Origin of the sequence: Paenibacillus sp. BIC5C1 (genome assembly GCF_032399705.1) — a bacterium.
Taxonomy (GTDB): domain Bacteria; phylum Bacillota; class Bacilli; order Paenibacillales; family Paenibacillaceae; genus Paenibacillus; species Paenibacillus taichungensis_A.
In genome coordinates, this window is the sequence record NZ_CP135922.1 from 577164 (window position 1) to 592269 (window position 15106).

Sequence of the window (15106 nt, forward strand, 5' to 3'; positions counted from 1 at the left end):
TGCGCTAATCCAGCAAATTAATTACCAAGTCCATGTACTGCTCCGCCCAATGTGCAAAAGGCATATCCGCTGCCCACGTCACTCGGCCCGTTGCTTTGCATTCACCCCATAACAAAATACGCTGATAGAGCAGATGCACCCGAAGACGTGTGGCAAAGTGCTGATATCGCTCCGTATCCGCTGCGCAGACAACCTCCCGGTAACCGTGAAGGAATCGTTTGGCAAGCTCGGGTTGGCCTTCGCGTACATACATGGCTGTCATTTTGGTTAAGTCAGCTGTGCCGTCTCCAAAATAAGCCGTTGTAAAATCAAACAGACCACTAATCTGCCAGTCTGAAGCAAGGCTGCTATTCTTTTGAATCACAAAGTTCTCGACCTTAAAATCCCCCATCACAAATCCGGGAACAGGCATGGATTGAAATGCAGATTCAGCGTTTTTTAATTGCTCGTCCACCCACTGTGTATCTTCGTCTGTTATCATGGAGTATTTTGCAGCATCCTGCAGCCAGTGATGGATTGTCCCGTACAGCCAGTCCAGATATTTACCCGCAAAGGGAACGATCTGTTTTGCTACAGGATCATATTCTCCCGCATCAGGAACCTTCCAACGGTGCAGTTCTGCTAAGGAGTGGGCAAGCATTGTAGCGATATTCCCTTGATCCTCCTGTGAAAGTGAAGCCTGTAATGAAGGATCATGCAGGTGCATTCCAGGTAATCGGGGCATAATGGCATAGCTCCAGCCCAATATGTCGGTATCTTCATGCAATAGATATGGATCAGGTACAGGAATGTTGGTGTGAGTTTTCAGTTGTTCTACAAAGAATTGCTCTTCCTGAAGTTGTCCCGCATATAATGGGTTGCCTTTCAGAATATATTCTCCCTCTGAAGAGCGAATAAGAAGTGTCTGACCCATCACACCCTCATCGGTTCGCTTATAATCTTTAAGCGTTCCCAGATTGAAATCATGAAGCGCCTTTTGCAAGGATACTCGCTCAATCTCACCAAGTTTATTGGAGCCAAAATAAATACGGGTTGTCATAAGCCCCTCCTGCGATCTCAGTCTTCATCCTCTTCGTCAGACAGATCAAACGTATCCGCATCAACCAATCCGCGGATAAAAGCTTCAAAATTAGGCGCTAGATATGTAATCTCATAATCGTCTTCCTGATCCACATGAACCACAGCAGGTTCGCCTTCGGGGCCACAGAATCGATAATCTAGCATCACCACATCATGTCCGGCAGATGGACAATCACAGATCACAACACCGAGATCAGGATATCCCCAATCTTCAATCATGAAACGACTTCCAAATTCTCCGCCCAGTGTATTGGATTTGTCCCGTGCAATGCCCATAATCCCCGTAATGGCGATATGGTCTTCGGCCCATGAAGTGGCTACTTTGGTTGGAAAAACGGTGTGTGCAGGGATTCCGCCGTTCTGTGTGTTCATTAACTGGATGTAGGAGGCAGGTAGTTTGTAGCCTAGCTCCTGTTCAATGGTTTGGATCATCTCCTCGTCAAAAGGTGAAGATACATAGCTTTCCAACGCATATTCACTCTGTTCCCAGAATGAAACTGGATCGTAGGACTCGGAAGCGGCTCTAAGGTTGTTCAGCCTGCCGTTGTGCTCCAATTCCAACAATATCTCTTGATGGCGCTGTCGATCCTGTTGCATTTTTTCAGCTTTGGGCCGTGTCCATTCGAGAAATTCAGTCGTTGATTCGTCATGGGGTAAGAGCTCGTTTGCCATCTCAAAAGCTTTGAGTGCCTGCTCATACATAGCCATATGATAATAAGCGTAACCCAACCGGTACTGCCAGAGAGGGTCACTTGCGCCCTGTTCATGGACGGATAGTAACTGTTGGACAGCCTCACGGTAACGTCCTTCATTGTTATATGCTCTGGAAAGTTGTCCAATTAGCTCATAATCCCACTCCAGTACAGGGATTTGTTGAATACGTTCAATAATGAGACCGAACTGGTCCTGTTCATGCCACTTGTTTAGTTGTTCCAGTAGTTCTCTTTCCATCACTATGCCTCATTTCAATAGGGAAATGTGAACCTGTTTCCATTATATCTTACAAGCTCGCAGGATGGATGGGTACAGTATCCTATCCAGTCGTACAGAAATAGAAAAAACACTCCCACTAGCAGAAAGCCATCATGACATTCCAATAAAGGGAGTGTTGTGTATTTGTTGTAGGTTGCGGTCATTAGATCAATATCTACTTACAGATCGTCAAATCCGTTATCGTCGCCGACTTTGCCGTAGTTACGGGATTTGGCTTCGAAGAAGTCCGTTTTCGTAGCATTCAGTGCTTCGTCGGAGAAAGGTTTGATCCAAGGCATGCAGTTTACATCCACGCCTTCGTATGCTTTTTCCATACCCATCAGGCGCAGGCGTTTGTTAGCGATGTACTTGATGTAGTCTTCCAACTCGTTCAGGTCAATCCCGCGTACGTTGCTGAGAGTGTAGTGTGCCCAGTTAGTTTCGAGTTCAACGGCACGATGGATCGTTTTGTACACATAGTCCATGTTCTCAGGTGTGTTCAGTTCAGGGAAGTCTACCAGCAGCTGTTTGTACACTTCAGCGAAGAAGTAGCAGTGTTGGTTCTCGTCGCGCTGAATATAAGAGATCATTTGGCTGGTTGCCATCATCTTCTGGTCACGGGCCAGGTTGTAGAAGAAGGCAAACGTACTATAGAAGAAGATACCTTCAAGTACCAGATCGGCTACCATGGCCTGGAAGAACGTTTGTGGGGACGGATTATCCCGGAAGGTCTGGTAGATGTCGGCGATGAACCGGTTACGATCAAGCAGCACCGGATCATGTTTCCAGTATTCAAAGATCTCCTTTTGCTCCCGATCGGATACGATGGAGGACAGGACGTAAGAGTACGATTGGTTGTGTACAACTTCCTGTTGTCCGATGATTGCCGAGATCGCTTCCAGTGAGGAATCCGTGAAATAACGTTTCACATCACCTACAAACATCGTTTGCATGGAGTCCAATACAGCGAGCAGGGAGATGTTGACTTTGAACGTACGCTGTTCTTCCGGATCCAATTGGGCAAATTGGGAAGCATCCTTGGACATTGGGATTTCATCCGCGATCCAGTGGTTGAGCAGCAGTACTTTGTACAGTTTGTACATATGAGGCATACGAATATCGTTCCAGTTCAGAATGCCTGAGCATTCCCCTTCAATGATACGGGTAGACTGGTTGGGCGCTTCGGTATTGAAAATTTTCTGCAATTGCATAATCCGTTCACTCCTTGAATGAATTTACACTGTAATATTAATTCTTTTATATATTAGGGTTGTATAATGTGGCATCTATATCAACATCTCATGATGTTGTGATCGTGTTTTGGGCAAAAAAGTACCAGGGCAACGCCATTTTGCATTCAAAACAGGATGCCCTGGTAGTCATCGTAGATCTAGTGAGCTTTTAGCATCACGATAAAACTTAGCTTGCGCAAGAATCGCATTCTTCAATAGTCAATGCCCGACTGCGGACATAATAAGTTGATTTAATGCCGGCTCTCCAGGCGTGCAGGTGCAGCTCCAGGAACTCCGTTGCTTTGATATCTGGACGAACATACAAGTTGAAGCTTTGTCCCTGATCGACGTGGCGTTGACGGGCAGCGGCCATATTGATGGAAGCATGTTGATCCACCATGAACGCTGTTTTGTAATACCAGATCGTTTTTTCAGATAGGTCAGGTGCCGGGTTGGCAATCTTGTATGTCGTTTTCTCTTCATAGGACAACAGTTCGTATAGCGGATCAATGCTGGCTGTTGAACCTGCAATGATGGACGTTGAACCATTTGGTGCAATAGCGAACAACCAAGCGTTACGTACACCGTTTTGCTGTACTTGGGCTTGCAGTTCTTTCCATTGTTCCGTTGTAACGAATTGACCTACGCGCTCACCTGTCGTGTAATCCCGTTGATCAAAGTATTTGCCTGTTTGCCAATCGGAACCTTGGAATTTCGGATAATGTCCTTTTTCCTTGGACAGTTCCATGCTGGCTTTTACGAGCAGATAGTTAATTTTTTCATACAGATTATCGTTATATGTGACTGCCTCTTCCGATTCCCAACGAATGCCTTCGAGAGCAAGCAGGTGATGAAGTCCGAATGTTCCCAGACCAACTGCACGGTATTGACTGTTGGTGTATTGGGCTTGCAGCACTTCAATGTTGTTGATATCGATAACGTTGTCCAGCATACGAACCTGAATCGGTACCAGACGCTCCAATACATCATGCGGCACAGCACGTGCCAAGTGAATGGAGTTTAGGTTGCAGACTACGAAATCGCCAGGCACTTTCGAAATCACGATGCGGGTTTGTCCATCTTTGGTTACGAGCTCTTCTTTTTCAACTACAGTTGCAGATTGGTTCTGCATGATCTCTGTACAAAGGTTGGAAGAGTACACCATGCCGTGTGCACTGTTCGGGTTTGAACGGTTAACGGTATCCCGGTAGAACATGTAAGGCGTACCGGTTTCCAGTTGGGATTTCATAACACGTTTCATGATGTCAATCGCCTGAACCGTAATCCGGGACAACAGTGGGTGATTCACTGCTTCCTCATATTTCTCGCGGAACGCGCCTGCGCCTACGGACTCATCGTAGAAATCTTCCAGTCCGAGTGGACGACCGTTCTCATCTTTCCAGCCCATCACTTTTTTCGTTTCATGCGGGCAGAACAGGCTCCATTCGCCGCGGCTCGCTACTCGCTCCATGAACAGGTCAGGCAGACAGATGCCGTGGAATACGTCATGCGCACGCATCCGCTCGTCACCATTGTTGAGCTTCAGATCGAGGAACGCCAGAATGTCTTTGTGGAAAACGTCCAGATAAACGGCGATCGCACCTTTACGTGTTCCGAGCTGGTCTACGCTGACCGCAGTGTTATTTAGTTGGCGAATCCAAGGGATTACGCCAGAACTTGTGTTTTTGTGACCCCGGATGTCCGAACCGCGTGCTCTGACTTTACCGAGGTAAACGCCGATGCCGCCGCCCATTTTGCTGAGACGTGCTACATCTGTGTTGGAGTCAAAGATGCCCTCAAGGGAATCATCCACGGTATCAATGAAACAGCTGGAGAGTTGTCCAGCCACTTTTTTACCCGCATTCGACATCGTAGGTGTAGCTGCCGTCATGTACATGTTGCTCATTGCCCAGTAAGCTTCTTTAACGAGATCCATACGTCTCTCAGCAGGCTCCTGATGCATCAGGTACATCGCAATAACCATGTAGCGCTCTTGAGGCAATTCCATGACTTTTCCGTCAAAATCGTGAGCAAGGTAACGTTCTGCCAATGTAAGCAAGCCGATGTAGTCGAACAACAGGTCGTTTCGGTAGTCGATGCATTCAGCAAGTTCGTCAATCTGCTCTTTGGTGTAACATTCCAGCAGTTCTTCGCGGTAAATACCTTTCTTCACAAGATCGACTAGAAGGGGATGGAAAGCACCATATGGTTCTTCCGGATAAGATTTGTATCTGCGGTTGGTTGCCGCTTTCTTGTAAAGGGAAGTGAGCAGGGAGCGTGCCGCTGCAAATTTCCAGTTAGGCTCTTCCTTCGTTACCAGTTCCAGAGCGCTCATCATAAAAGCGTTGCTGATCTCGTCTCCGGTAACTTCGTCACGACGGAGCTTGCTGTTTACCCCGCGTACCAGACGTTCCTTGTCGAGCATGTCCAGTCCTTCCAGAATACGATCTGCATATACCGAGATGCGCATATCATCAAAGGCAAGCTGGCGGTTGTTCGGCTTGGTCACAACTTGTGGCATGAATATTCCTCGCTTTCGCATGTTTAAGAGATAAATTGGAGAAATTCTTTATATAAAGAATTGAGTGTCTTCTTACGGTGAGATAAAGATATAAGCTGCATATTATGGACTGAACGGTGGTGATAGCGAGTCTTGCTCATCTTGCACATAGGAGCAGCACGCAGAACATGGTCACATAAAAAGCATTCCCTCTGCCTATTGGCCGAAAATGCCCACGGATGCCCTGATCTCTTGCTGTCTTTAAAGATTCAAAAAAAGACAGAAAAGGGTGCTTATGTAATCTTTTGTCTATAGCAGACACGCCTTTAATTAGAGGATACCGGTGCAGTCCAAATAGCCCCGTTACCTCCGAGTCAAGTCTGTTTCGAGAAAGCGATTTACACCTACAGGGACGTGCCTTTAGAGGTGATTTCATCCTGTTTTTCGCGAGATTTCAGAAGATGACTAATAGAAGTGGGGTAATTCAATTTTACTACATTTTGTTGCTGTTCTCTTACTGTAACCCAACATATAGTGTTTGTAAACAGGGTCAACACAGTAAAACGTAATTCCGAGTATACCATTTAAGCCAGGATTCCGCAAAGGAAAAGGACTGGAAGATTTGAAGATTTATCAAAAAAAATTTTTGGTCAAATCAGATGACGTTATCACGTCAGTTTGAATTGTGGCTCCTTCAACTGGTAGAATAAAAACAGGCAGAAATCGACTAAAAATGAGCGGCACCGGTAACTTGCGGGGCCCAAGGGAGGCCGATCGAAATGGCAATAGCAGAAGTGACCGTAATTCCAATTGGCACCGGAACGACCAGCTTGAGCAGTTATGTGGCAGACATGCAGAAAGTATTGGAAAACCAGCGGGGCATTACATATCAGTTGACCTCCATGAGTACCATTATCGAAGGCCCGCTCAATGAAGTATTTACAGCAATTGCGGCTCTGCATGAAACTCCGTTTTTATCGGGAGCTCAGCGTGTCTCCACTTCCGTCAAGATCGACGATCGCCGTGACAAACCTGACGCTTCGAGTGTGCAAAAGTTGCAATCTGTTCAAGACCAACTGGCTTCCCGTCAGGCGCGGCCCAATTAACGATTTAGATGGCATCCTGAAAGCAGGCTGTAAACCTACAAAAGCTTCGCAGGAATTCTCCTTGCGAAGCTTTTATAGGTTTACAGTAAACTATAGAATTAAACCTGCTTTTTTTAGATCAGCTCTGTTTAACACCAAGGATCCTTGCAGTTTCTTTATACGAACCGTATTTCCGGATGGAGCGGTTACAACTTTCTCCTCATCCTCTTTAAGTCCGTTAGCGTTGACGCTGAGGATTGTTTTTAAATTTTTTGAAATGTTATATACATCTGATGAATCTCCCTTTAGATTAACCTGGTATCCATTTGATGCAGACAAATCAATCAGAGTAATCCAATCTGCCTGAGATTGGCTTTTTGCGGAAAACTCAATAGATCGAGTTGAACTTTCATAATTCACTTCATAACCGAGGATTTTAGCGGCTTCGCGTAGTTGGAGATATGTATTACCTTTATAAAGCAATTGATCGGATGTTACTGATTTAGACTGGCCATTTACGATAACTTTAAAGTTCGCAAGAGTGGCTTGTACCTTTTTGGAAGTGGCCGCAACAGCCATGGACGAGGACCCGATCAACATTCCGACGGATAAAGCAACAATAACCTTTTTCATTCTCACCTTCATCATCAACTCCTATGTAAATGTGTTATACCTAGGAATAATACCCTAATTAAGGATGAGTGACACGGGTGAAAACTATTATATTTTTACTCCTTATGAATCAATTGTTGGCTGTCATATATACATTAAATGTCATGAATAATTCATGGATTTTATCAATGGATCGTTTAATTGGTCTAAAAGATTTGTATTTATATAATAGTAATACGACAAGTGGACTATAGTATTGCGTTTTTGTGCTAATAGCAAAGTAAAGTGGCGTACAAAGAAACCCAGCCTTTAAGAGCTGGGTTTCTTTGTAAACATCTTAATCTGCAACTACCAGCGAGGCACCAATCAAAGTGGAATTAGTATATCCTCCCCCAACATTTTGAAATGAGTAGTTAGCAATAGGTGCACCAATTACGGTAGCAAAATCGCCATCAAGTAAGTCTCCAGTTGTTGAAGGGTAAATCGCCGTAACATAGTTGCCGTTATCATCCATGACGAGGACTATAGAAAATGTCGATCCAAGAGAGTTGTCTTCTTCTACCTGAACGACTTGTCCACTAACTTTCACAAAGTCTTCATAATAGTTGGCCACATTTTTGTTCAAATGTCGGGTCGTTACTTTGGAGTTAACTAGGCCCTTTGCATTTTTACGAAGTTCTGCGGTGCTGGCTGGGAACAAATCGCTATGATTGGCAATGAAATCATAAGAAACTTGATCTAACACGGCAGTATCAGATGTGACGAATGGAGTTAAATCATTAAAGAAATCGGCAGCTGATGCAGCAGCAGATGAATTTCCAGTAGTTGTACTTTGTGCAGTTTGTTCTATAGGAGCAGTAATGCTCAAGGAGTCAAGGATTTCATTAACTTCATCTTTATTATAAGTATCTCTAGCGTAGGTTAACGTCATGCTGTAAAGTTCTGTATTTGTTGGGATTAGATATTGAACGAGAACAATATCTGTACCGGTGGAGTGCTTATAGGTCCCTTCTAAGACGCCTGCGCTGTTTTCTTTATAAGGCTTATTTGTGTAACTAGTCTTTTTATACTCGGAAATGCCGATACTTGAACCGTTTTGTGTGTAATAGTCAACTGCATTATTGGCGAATTCTTCTGGATTGATTGAACCCGCTGGGTTTGCCTCGATCGTCAAGTTGATATTATCTGCAAAGTTGGCTGATGAGGATTGGTTCGAAAAAGCAGCTTTAACTGCTGAATTCATCTGACTTGTGTCTACGCTTTTCCAGGAATCAGGATACGAAAATGAAATACCTTCTCCACTATATGTAATGTATTTAGTTCCTTTAGCCTCAGTTGAGACAGTTTCAGTTGAATTGGTTGGTTCCGATGTCTGGGTATCAGCTGTTTTTGTTGTTTCTGAATTACCACAAGCGCTAAGCAATGCGGTTAATGCCAAAATAGTAATGAGCTTTTTCATAATGTATAATTTCTCCTAATGTGCTTCCCATCGGTTGGGATTTTTTCTAAGGTCATCATTTCGTTTTAATAATCAAGCTTTGTTGGTACGTGATTGTTCAATGATAAATTTTAAAAATTGCCTTGTTTGATCCTTTAGCTGATCAGGAGCATTAAGATATTCTCTGAGGAAGGCCCCGTGTACAGGATGTTCGAGATAAGAATAAAGGGTTATATCCAAATCTTTGGTAAAATCGGTGAAGGGTTTCTTGGTCATTCCAATAAGATAATCAGCGCTTGTTCCCAGAACATCCACTAGACGGCCTAAAGCATCTGGATCAGGTTTCCTATGATTGGTTTCATACCGGGACAATTGTACTACAGTGAGATTAGTTTTTTGTGATAAATCTTTCTGTGAAAACCCCTTTAGTTCTCGTAAATATTTAATGCGTTCACCAAGAGTAGGCATGGACACTCCTTTCTACTTTATAAGTAAAATAATAACATTACTAAAGAATTGAGAATTAAAAATTGCCTAAATGGTAATTACTTGTTTTATTAGAATATAATTTTATTAAAATATACCTTTTTGGCAAATGATAATAAAGTTAAATGGATTAATACACCTATATGAATGTGAGTTATCTATGCTGGAGCATCATTAATAAGTGCGGATGAGACTAAAGAACTTACATTTGCATATGTGTGTAATTTGTTAATAAACACCAACTGAAATACCGCTTTTCTGTTGGATAGCCTGGAAAAATGTCATCAAGGAAGAAAGACACCTGCCCAAATTTAACCATAGCCCGATCTAGTGTGTGATTTTTGCATATAGTGAACTGTACCTCAAATAAAAGGAGGGTTTTGCATGAGTGGAGTTGTAGGTGGATACGGCGGCGCATGGACATCGACTGGTGCCATTTTGGTTCTCTTCATTTTGTTGGTTATCATTTCCAAAGCATTCTTCATCTAATAGACCCTTAACACCTAAACCACTGGTAAAGGAGGAATCTCCATGAGCGAAGTACTTGGAGGCGCAGGATACGGCGGCTGGACATCAACTGGTGCCATCTTGGTTCTGTTCATTCTTCTCGTTATCATCACTAAATCTTTCTGGGTATAATATGTTTGAACTCCGCCGGTTAACCGGTGGGGTTTTTTTGGTCTAAGGACAAGCCTACCAGAATAGTGAAAACGCCTATTTTGTCAAAGTAGGGCCATAGCCCGGTCCAGAGGTAGGCATAATACATAGCTTAGGGGTGTAGGCAAATGTTAAGGAGGAATGAACAATGAGCGAAGTTAAACCGAATTCACCGAACGGACAGGGACACGTATACGGATACGTGGGAGGTTATGAGCATATGCATGGATACACAGGTCATGAAATGCATGGGTACGGGTATGGATGTGGAACAATGCCAATGGGATATGGTTACGGGTATGCTCATCATCCCAATCATGCTCCAATGTTGCACGGTTATCACCAAGGTTGTGGAACTTCTTATGGACACGGCGGAGGAAGCTGGGGATCGATGGGTACAATTCTTGTACTGTTCATCCTGCTGGTTATTATCTCCAAAACAATGTTTATCTAAATTGTTCAACAGAAACTGTATCAGGGAGTTGATCCATACAACTCCGATGAAAGGCGCCGAGATTGTATCGGCGCCTTTTGGCTGTCTGTCCATCTTTTATTAAAAGTGGACATGGAAAAACACCCGGAACCCAATTCCGGGTGCTTTGTGTATGTTTTCAATCTTCTCAAGAATAAGTGACATCCAAAACAACAAAAGCCCTACCTCTCTTTTGTCCTTGCGGCTCCGATGACCGCGCCAGTGTGAATGGGAACATCTTGTGAAACTCTGTACTACCGGGTTATTGTGATTCAGGTTCTTCAATCTTCATAGGTTAATGTGCATGTTCGCTGCGGTCGCAGCATGAAGAAAATATTCCGGGGTTTAAAGAAGACAGAAAATCATATGAGGTTGTTTAAATACCAACTCTTAGAGTATACCACAGGCTGTAATTTTTTGCAATAAAACGGAAAGTTGGAGCTTTTTTTGAAAACAATTACGAAAACATTTCAGATTTTTTCTTCCATAAGGTAATCCTCTTCAAATGATTCTGCGTAGGTTATAATAAGAGGGATGACACGGAAAGGGGCCCTCGCATGACTGAACCAATAGAGGACAGCAGGTTAATGCGGCAGATTGCAGAGCGAGATGCTTCCGCACTGGAGCTTTTATATGACCGCTATGAGCGGGCGGTGTATTCTTTTGCGTATCGGATCGTTGGTGATCCAATGACAGCAGAAGAGACTGTCCAAGAATTGTTCCTGCGGGTCTGGAACAATGCTGAACGATATGAGGCCTCACAGGGGAAGCTGACCACGTGGATGTTCGCCATTACGCGCAACATTGCAGTGGACATGCTGAGGCGAAAATCCAAAAGCGCAGCTACGACCTCAGTGGAAAATGAAACACTGGCGGCTTATGCCGATGAACATACAAATACAGAAGAAGAAATAGAGCGCAAATGGGAAGGTGTCCGGATCAAGAAGGCCTTGTCCCAGTTGAACGGTGACCAGCAACAGGTCATTGAATCGATCTATTATGCAGGCTTAACGCAACAGGAGGTATCTAGCAGATTCGGGATTCCGCTGGGTACGGTAAAGAGCCGTGTCAGGCTTGCGATGCGGCAGCTTCAGAAGCTGCTCGCCGATGCTGAAATGCATCCGGACGCGGGAAGGGAGGGCATACATCCATGATAGAAAGACATGAGGAATGGTCTGATCTGGCACCGGTGTATGTGCTGGGAGGACTCGAAGCGGAGGAAGTGGCAGCATTTGAAGCGCATTTGGCCAATTGCGAGTCTTGTCGCCAGGAGGTGAGGGAATTGCAGGAAGTAACAGGCTTCCTGCCACTCGCGGCGGAACCTGTTGCACCGCCGCCTGGCATGCGAGCACGTGTGCTGAGCAACGTGCTCGGACATGCGCAGGAGAGCGCCGGAACGAAGCCGGCGGCTGCTCCTGTGCAGCCTGAAGCACCCGCGGTGCTTCAGGCTGATCTTGCGCCGCAGCATGAGGCGGCGCAGCCCGGGCAAGGCTTGCCGCCGGAAACGGCGGTGCCAGCAGCCCGGGCAGAAGAGGCTGCACAGGCACAGCCGTGGCAGCCTCAAGGGCGCGCGCGTGCGCGCAGCAGCCGCGCCTGGCGCATAGCGAGCGCAGCCCTCGCGGCAGCGGCGCTCGTGCTCGGCATCTACGCCGGGCAGCTGCAAGGCCAGGTCGATTCGCTGAAGCAGCAAGCTGCAGGCTCATCGGCAGTGCAAGAGCAGCTTGCTCAGGCGCAGGCACAAAATGCGCAGCTGCAAGAGCGGCTTGCTTCATCCATGCTGCCTGCACAGGGAATGCAGACAGGCGAAGCTGTCAAGCTTAGTCCTGCGACACAGGACATTGTGGCCCAAGGACTGGCTACCATCGTTATTGACAGCAAAGGCACTCACCTGGTCGTACAGGCGGAGAACTTGCCTACTCTGGAAGGGAATGAGGCGTTTCAGGTTTGGCTGATCAAGGGCGATACACCTCAAAATGCGGGGACATTCCTGAGTCATAATGGAACGGGAGCGATCTACTATACGTTAGACTCTGCCAACGACTACGATACGGTCGCGATCACACTTGAACCGGATGCGATGGGTGATGAGCCGCGTGGTACAATGATTCTGGCTGCCAAGATTAAAGGATAAGAAATGTCTTGCCATATCAGGCTGTTTCCTACGGGGAGCAGTCTTTTTGGTATGGTTGTACGCGTACATATTAGTTAGATGAGCGATTCGTAGTTAATTACAGGATGGAGGTTTCCCCTCCGTGAAATGAATTAATTTTTTCAGTCCCAGTAACCGATAACAATTAGGAGGCTGTACCTTTAATCTCCCTCTGTCATCATCAATGGGGAGAACGGGTTTGCAGCTAGAGAGTGAGGGGTTAGGGTGGAAGTATACCGTTCATTTATCTTTCGTCTGATGCGAAATTATCTTATCGGTTCAATGGGAGCTGTTTTTGTGGTAGGTACAGTCGTTATGGTGTCTACCTTACAAATACCAAACATTCAATTTGTACGACTCATTATCATTGTGTTAATTTCACTATTGTTTATGCTTGTTGCTGAACTGATTACGTTATGGGCACAACTTGGCCCCATCCGGCAATTCTTTGCCGCCGAGCATCATGAAAAGGCCGAATTGACAAAGATGTATGAGAGCATTCACCGTTTTCCGGGGCAAACGATATATCGCATTCTTGGTCCGCATATGCTTGGGTTTTCCCTGCCTGCTGCCGGATTGACAATATGGATGATTTCTACAGGATGGCTGGAATTTCCGTATGGATATGTTGCAGTTGCAGCTGCGTGTGCCTTATTGATTGCTGTGATGCATGCCCTGATTGAATATTTTTTGACGGTCCGGACCGTGAGACCGCTGCTGCTGGAGGTTCGCCGCAGAGGTAAAGAACAGCATGGCATGGAGCCATCGCTCGGTGGGCGTGTCCTGGTGTCCATTCAGCGTAAATTTCAGTTGAGTACAGCACTGATCGGTTTATTTCCATTATTTCTATTCTTTCTGGCTACATCGATCCGTCTTCAGTATATGGATAGTGAGTTTGCGAAAGAGTATATTTTGTGGGCAGTTCTTATCGTTGTGCTAGGCGGGGGGTTCGCCCTTGTGGGCAGCTGGTTGCTGATTCGGGATGTTCGCGGACCGGTTGCAGAGCTGACTGAGGAGATGAACCGAATTCAAGAGGGTGACTTCGGTAGAAGAACTCCTGATCTATACGCGGATGAGTTTTCTGCACTCATCTCCGGGTTCAATATGATGATTAACCGGCTTGAGATGAGACAGGAACGCAATCGACAGTTGCTGCAAAGTTATTTTTCCACCCTGGCGGCTGCTTTGGACGCTCGGGACAAATATACGGCCGGTCATTCCATGCGGGTGGCGGAGTATTCCATTATGATTGGCAAGCTGAGTGGCATGAATGAAGAACAAGCGGATCTGCTATACAAATCAGCACTGCTGCACGATATCGGAAAAATCGGCATACCTGATGAAGTGTTATTGAAAGATGGAAAACTCACCGATGAGGAATTCGCGATCATTCGCACACATCCTGTTCTTGGAGAGAGTATTTTGTTACAGATTGAACCGATTGATGCCATGGCAGATTTCCTGCCGGGTGTAAGGTCTCATCACGAAAGATATGATGGCAAAGGATATCCTGATGGTATAGCAGGCGAAGAGATTCCCCTGTTTGGCCGTATCATTGCCGTTGCTGATGCTTTTGATGCCATGACGTCTGATCGTCCATACCGGAACGGGATGAGTCATGAGAAAGCGCTATCTATTTTGGAAGAAGGAAAAGGGACCCAGTGGGATCCCTATTTTGCAAGTTTGTTTATTGATGAGTGGAGACGGCAACAGCATCTCCAGAAATCGTCGGAGCGAGGGGTCAGCTGATCCCCTCTGTCCATTTCGATTCTTTTCTGCGACGACGGTGCAGCGAGAGCCCAGTAATAATCGTGAAGACGCATTCGCCGAGTACAACCGCACCCAGGGCGTCATAGATTACATGTTGTTTAATCATTAAAGTAGACAATATAATCAGTGCTGCCCCGGCAGCAACTAACACCTTAACATATTTACGAATGCTTTGAACCGAGAGAACCGCACGCATAACCAGGTAAGAATGAAGGGCATGAATACTTGGAAAGCAATTATATGGACGGTCCTGGCCGTAGAGCCATCCAAGAAGAGATGCGCCGAGACCTGTACCTGTTAACTCGGGACGCGGCACCATGGTCTGAAAATTAAAATAGATCAGGTAACAGATCCAGACACAGATGTTCATGGATAACAGGACGCGATAATAAGTGAGCCGATCTTTGGCACATAAATAAGCCAACACGCCGAAGACAAACGGATACCAACCCAGATAGGGTATGGACATGGATGGTACATAAGGGATGATCCGGTCCAACGGGGAATTCAGCACAGAGAAACCGCGTTCCGGACTATTCAGAATATCATAGAACATCCCCATGACAGCCAAGGAAAGCATCAAGCTTAACGACAGCCAGTAGGATTTGCTTTTTAATACGTGCACAACACCGTTTCTCCTTTCATCCAGGTTC

General features: G+C 45.6%; 15 protein-coding genes. 7 read left to right on the top strand and 8 right to left on the bottom strand.

Annotated elements, in window-relative coordinates:
- Window positions 1–4 precede the first annotated feature (4 nt).
- The 4 genes from RS891_RS02765 to RS891_RS02780 form a co-directional block, all read right to left on the bottom strand.
- Window positions 5–1039 carry a phosphotransferase family protein gene (locus RS891_RS02765; protein ID WP_315794365.1) on the bottom strand — a complete coding sequence of 345 codons (1035 nt, stop codon included), beginning with the start codon at window positions 1037–1039 and terminating at the stop codon, window positions 5–7.
- Window positions 1040–1056: 17 nt separating this feature from the next.
- Entirely contained in the window at window positions 1057–2031 is a 975-nt protein-coding gene (locus RS891_RS02770; protein WP_315794366.1) for an SMI1/KNR4 family protein, read from the bottom strand.
- Between the two features lie 200 nt (window positions 2032–2231).
- Complete coding sequence (locus RS891_RS02775) at window positions 2232–3263, bottom strand: ribonucleotide-diphosphate reductase subunit beta (protein WP_062322688.1); 1032 nt, start codon at window positions 3261–3263, stop codon at window positions 2232–2234.
- A gap of 208 nt (window positions 3264–3471) precedes the next feature.
- Entirely contained in the window at window positions 3472–5805 is a 2334-nt protein-coding gene (locus tag RS891_RS02780; RefSeq protein ID WP_113055087.1) for a ribonucleoside-diphosphate reductase subunit alpha, read from the bottom strand.
- 758 nt (window positions 5806–6563) lie between these two features.
- Between RS891_RS02780 and RS891_RS02785 the strand changes: the two genes are divergently transcribed.
- Window positions 6564–6890, top strand: a complete 327-nt coding sequence (locus RS891_RS02785; RefSeq protein ID WP_113055086.1) for an MTH1187 family thiamine-binding protein — start codon at window positions 6564–6566, stop codon at window positions 6888–6890.
- Window positions 6891–6980: 90 nt separating this feature from the next.
- Here the strand turns inward: RS891_RS02785 and RS891_RS02790 are convergent, their stop codons facing one another.
- The 3 genes from RS891_RS02790 to RS891_RS02800 form a co-directional block, all read right to left on the bottom strand.
- Complete coding sequence (locus tag RS891_RS02790; RefSeq protein ID WP_315796140.1) at window positions 6981–7502, bottom strand: stalk domain-containing protein; 522 nt, start codon at window positions 7500–7502, stop codon at window positions 6981–6983.
- A gap of 316 nt (window positions 7503–7818) precedes the next feature.
- Complete coding sequence (locus RS891_RS02795; RefSeq protein WP_315794367.1) at window positions 7819–8940, bottom strand: PsbP-related protein; 1122 nt, start codon at window positions 8938–8940, stop codon at window positions 7819–7821.
- Between the two features lie 72 nt (window positions 8941–9012).
- Window positions 9013–9387 (bottom strand): helix-turn-helix domain-containing protein, encoded by a 375-nt coding sequence (locus RS891_RS02800; protein ID WP_315794368.1) that lies wholly within the window; start codon window positions 9385–9387, stop codon window positions 9013–9015.
- A gap of 402 nt (window positions 9388–9789) precedes the next feature.
- Here RS891_RS02800 and RS891_RS02805 point away from each other — a divergent pair, with 402 nt between their 5' ends.
- From RS891_RS02805 to RS891_RS02830, 6 genes are all read left to right on the top strand, one after another.
- Entirely contained in the window at window positions 9790–9894 is a 105-nt protein-coding gene (locus tag RS891_RS02805; protein WP_220095253.1) for a YjcZ family sporulation protein, read from the top strand.
- Window positions 9895–9936: 42 nt separating this feature from the next.
- Window positions 9937–10044 (top strand): sporulation protein YjcZ, encoded by a 108-nt coding sequence (locus RS891_RS02810; protein ID WP_197521564.1) that lies wholly within the window; start codon window positions 9937–9939, stop codon window positions 10042–10044.
- A 166-nt stretch (window positions 10045–10210) separates the two neighbouring features.
- Window positions 10211–10516, top strand: coding sequence for a hypothetical protein (locus RS891_RS31775; protein ID WP_425476095.1), 306 nt, complete (start codon window positions 10211–10213; stop codon window positions 10514–10516).
- Between the two features lie 575 nt (window positions 10517–11091).
- Window positions 11092–11688, top strand: coding sequence for an RNA polymerase sigma factor (locus RS891_RS02820; protein ID WP_113055084.1), 597 nt, complete (start codon window positions 11092–11094; stop codon window positions 11686–11688).
- Window positions 11685–12665, top strand: coding sequence for an anti-sigma factor domain-containing protein (locus RS891_RS02825; protein WP_315794369.1), 981 nt, complete (start codon window positions 11685–11687; stop codon window positions 12663–12665). The genes RS891_RS02820 and RS891_RS02825 overlap by 4 nt, the downstream gene beginning before the upstream one ends.
- A 243-nt stretch (window positions 12666–12908) precedes the next feature.
- Entirely contained in the window at window positions 12909–14432 is a 1524-nt protein-coding gene (locus tag RS891_RS02830) for an HD-GYP domain-containing protein (protein ID WP_113055082.1), read from the top strand.
- On the opposite strand, the gene RS891_RS02835 is transcribed toward RS891_RS02830, so the two are convergent.
- On the bottom strand, window positions 14425–15078 hold the full coding sequence (locus RS891_RS02835) for a phosphatase PAP2 family protein (protein ID WP_113055081.1): 654 nt from the start codon (window positions 15076–15078) through the stop codon (window positions 14425–14427). The genes RS891_RS02830 and RS891_RS02835 overlap by 8 nt on opposite strands.
- Window positions 15079–15106 lie beyond the last annotated feature (28 nt).

What these genes read in the sequence shown, in the direction of transcription:
- RS891_RS02765 (WP_315794365.1), bottom strand. Translation starts at nt 1,039, where the DNA reads ATGACAACCCGTATTTATTTTGGCTCCAATAAACTTGGTGAGATTGAG.
- RS891_RS02770 (WP_315794366.1), bottom strand. Translation starts at nt 2,031, where the DNA reads ATGGAAAGAGAACTACTGGAACAACTAAACAAGTGGCATGAACAGGAC.
- RS891_RS02775 (WP_062322688.1), bottom strand. Translation starts at nt 3,263, where the DNA reads ATGCAATTGCAGAAAATTTTCAATACCGAAGCGCCCAACCAGTCTACC.
- RS891_RS02780 (WP_113055087.1), bottom strand. Translation starts at nt 5,805, where the DNA reads ATGCCACAAGTTGTGACCAAGCCGAACAACCGCCAGCTTGCCTTTGAT.
- RS891_RS02785 (WP_113055086.1), top strand. Translation starts at nt 6,564, where the DNA reads ATGGCAATAGCAGAAGTGACCGTAATTCCAATTGGCACCGGAACGACC.
- RS891_RS02790 (WP_315796140.1), bottom strand. Translation starts at nt 7,502, where the DNA reads ATGAAAAAGGTTATTGTTGCTTTATCCGTCGGAATGTTGATCGGGTCC.
- RS891_RS02795 (WP_315794367.1), bottom strand. Translation starts at nt 8,940, where the DNA reads ATGAAAAAGCTCATTACTATTTTGGCATTAACCGCATTGCTTAGCGCT.
- RS891_RS02800 (WP_315794368.1), bottom strand. Translation starts at nt 9,387, where the DNA reads ATGCCTACTCTTGGTGAACGCATTAAATATTTACGAGAACTAAAGGGG.
- RS891_RS02805 (WP_220095253.1), top strand. Translation starts at nt 9,790, where the DNA reads ATGAGTGGAGTTGTAGGTGGATACGGCGGCGCATGGACATCGACTGGT.
- RS891_RS02810 (WP_197521564.1), top strand. Translation starts at nt 9,937, where the DNA reads ATGAGCGAAGTACTTGGAGGCGCAGGATACGGCGGCTGGACATCAACT.
- RS891_RS31775 (WP_425476095.1), top strand. Translation starts at nt 10,211, where the DNA reads ATGAGCGAAGTTAAACCGAATTCACCGAACGGACAGGGACACGTATAC.
- RS891_RS02820 (WP_113055084.1), top strand. Translation starts at nt 11,092, where the DNA reads ATGACTGAACCAATAGAGGACAGCAGGTTAATGCGGCAGATTGCAGAG.
- RS891_RS02825 (WP_315794369.1), top strand. Translation starts at nt 11,685, where the DNA reads ATGATAGAAAGACATGAGGAATGGTCTGATCTGGCACCGGTGTATGTG.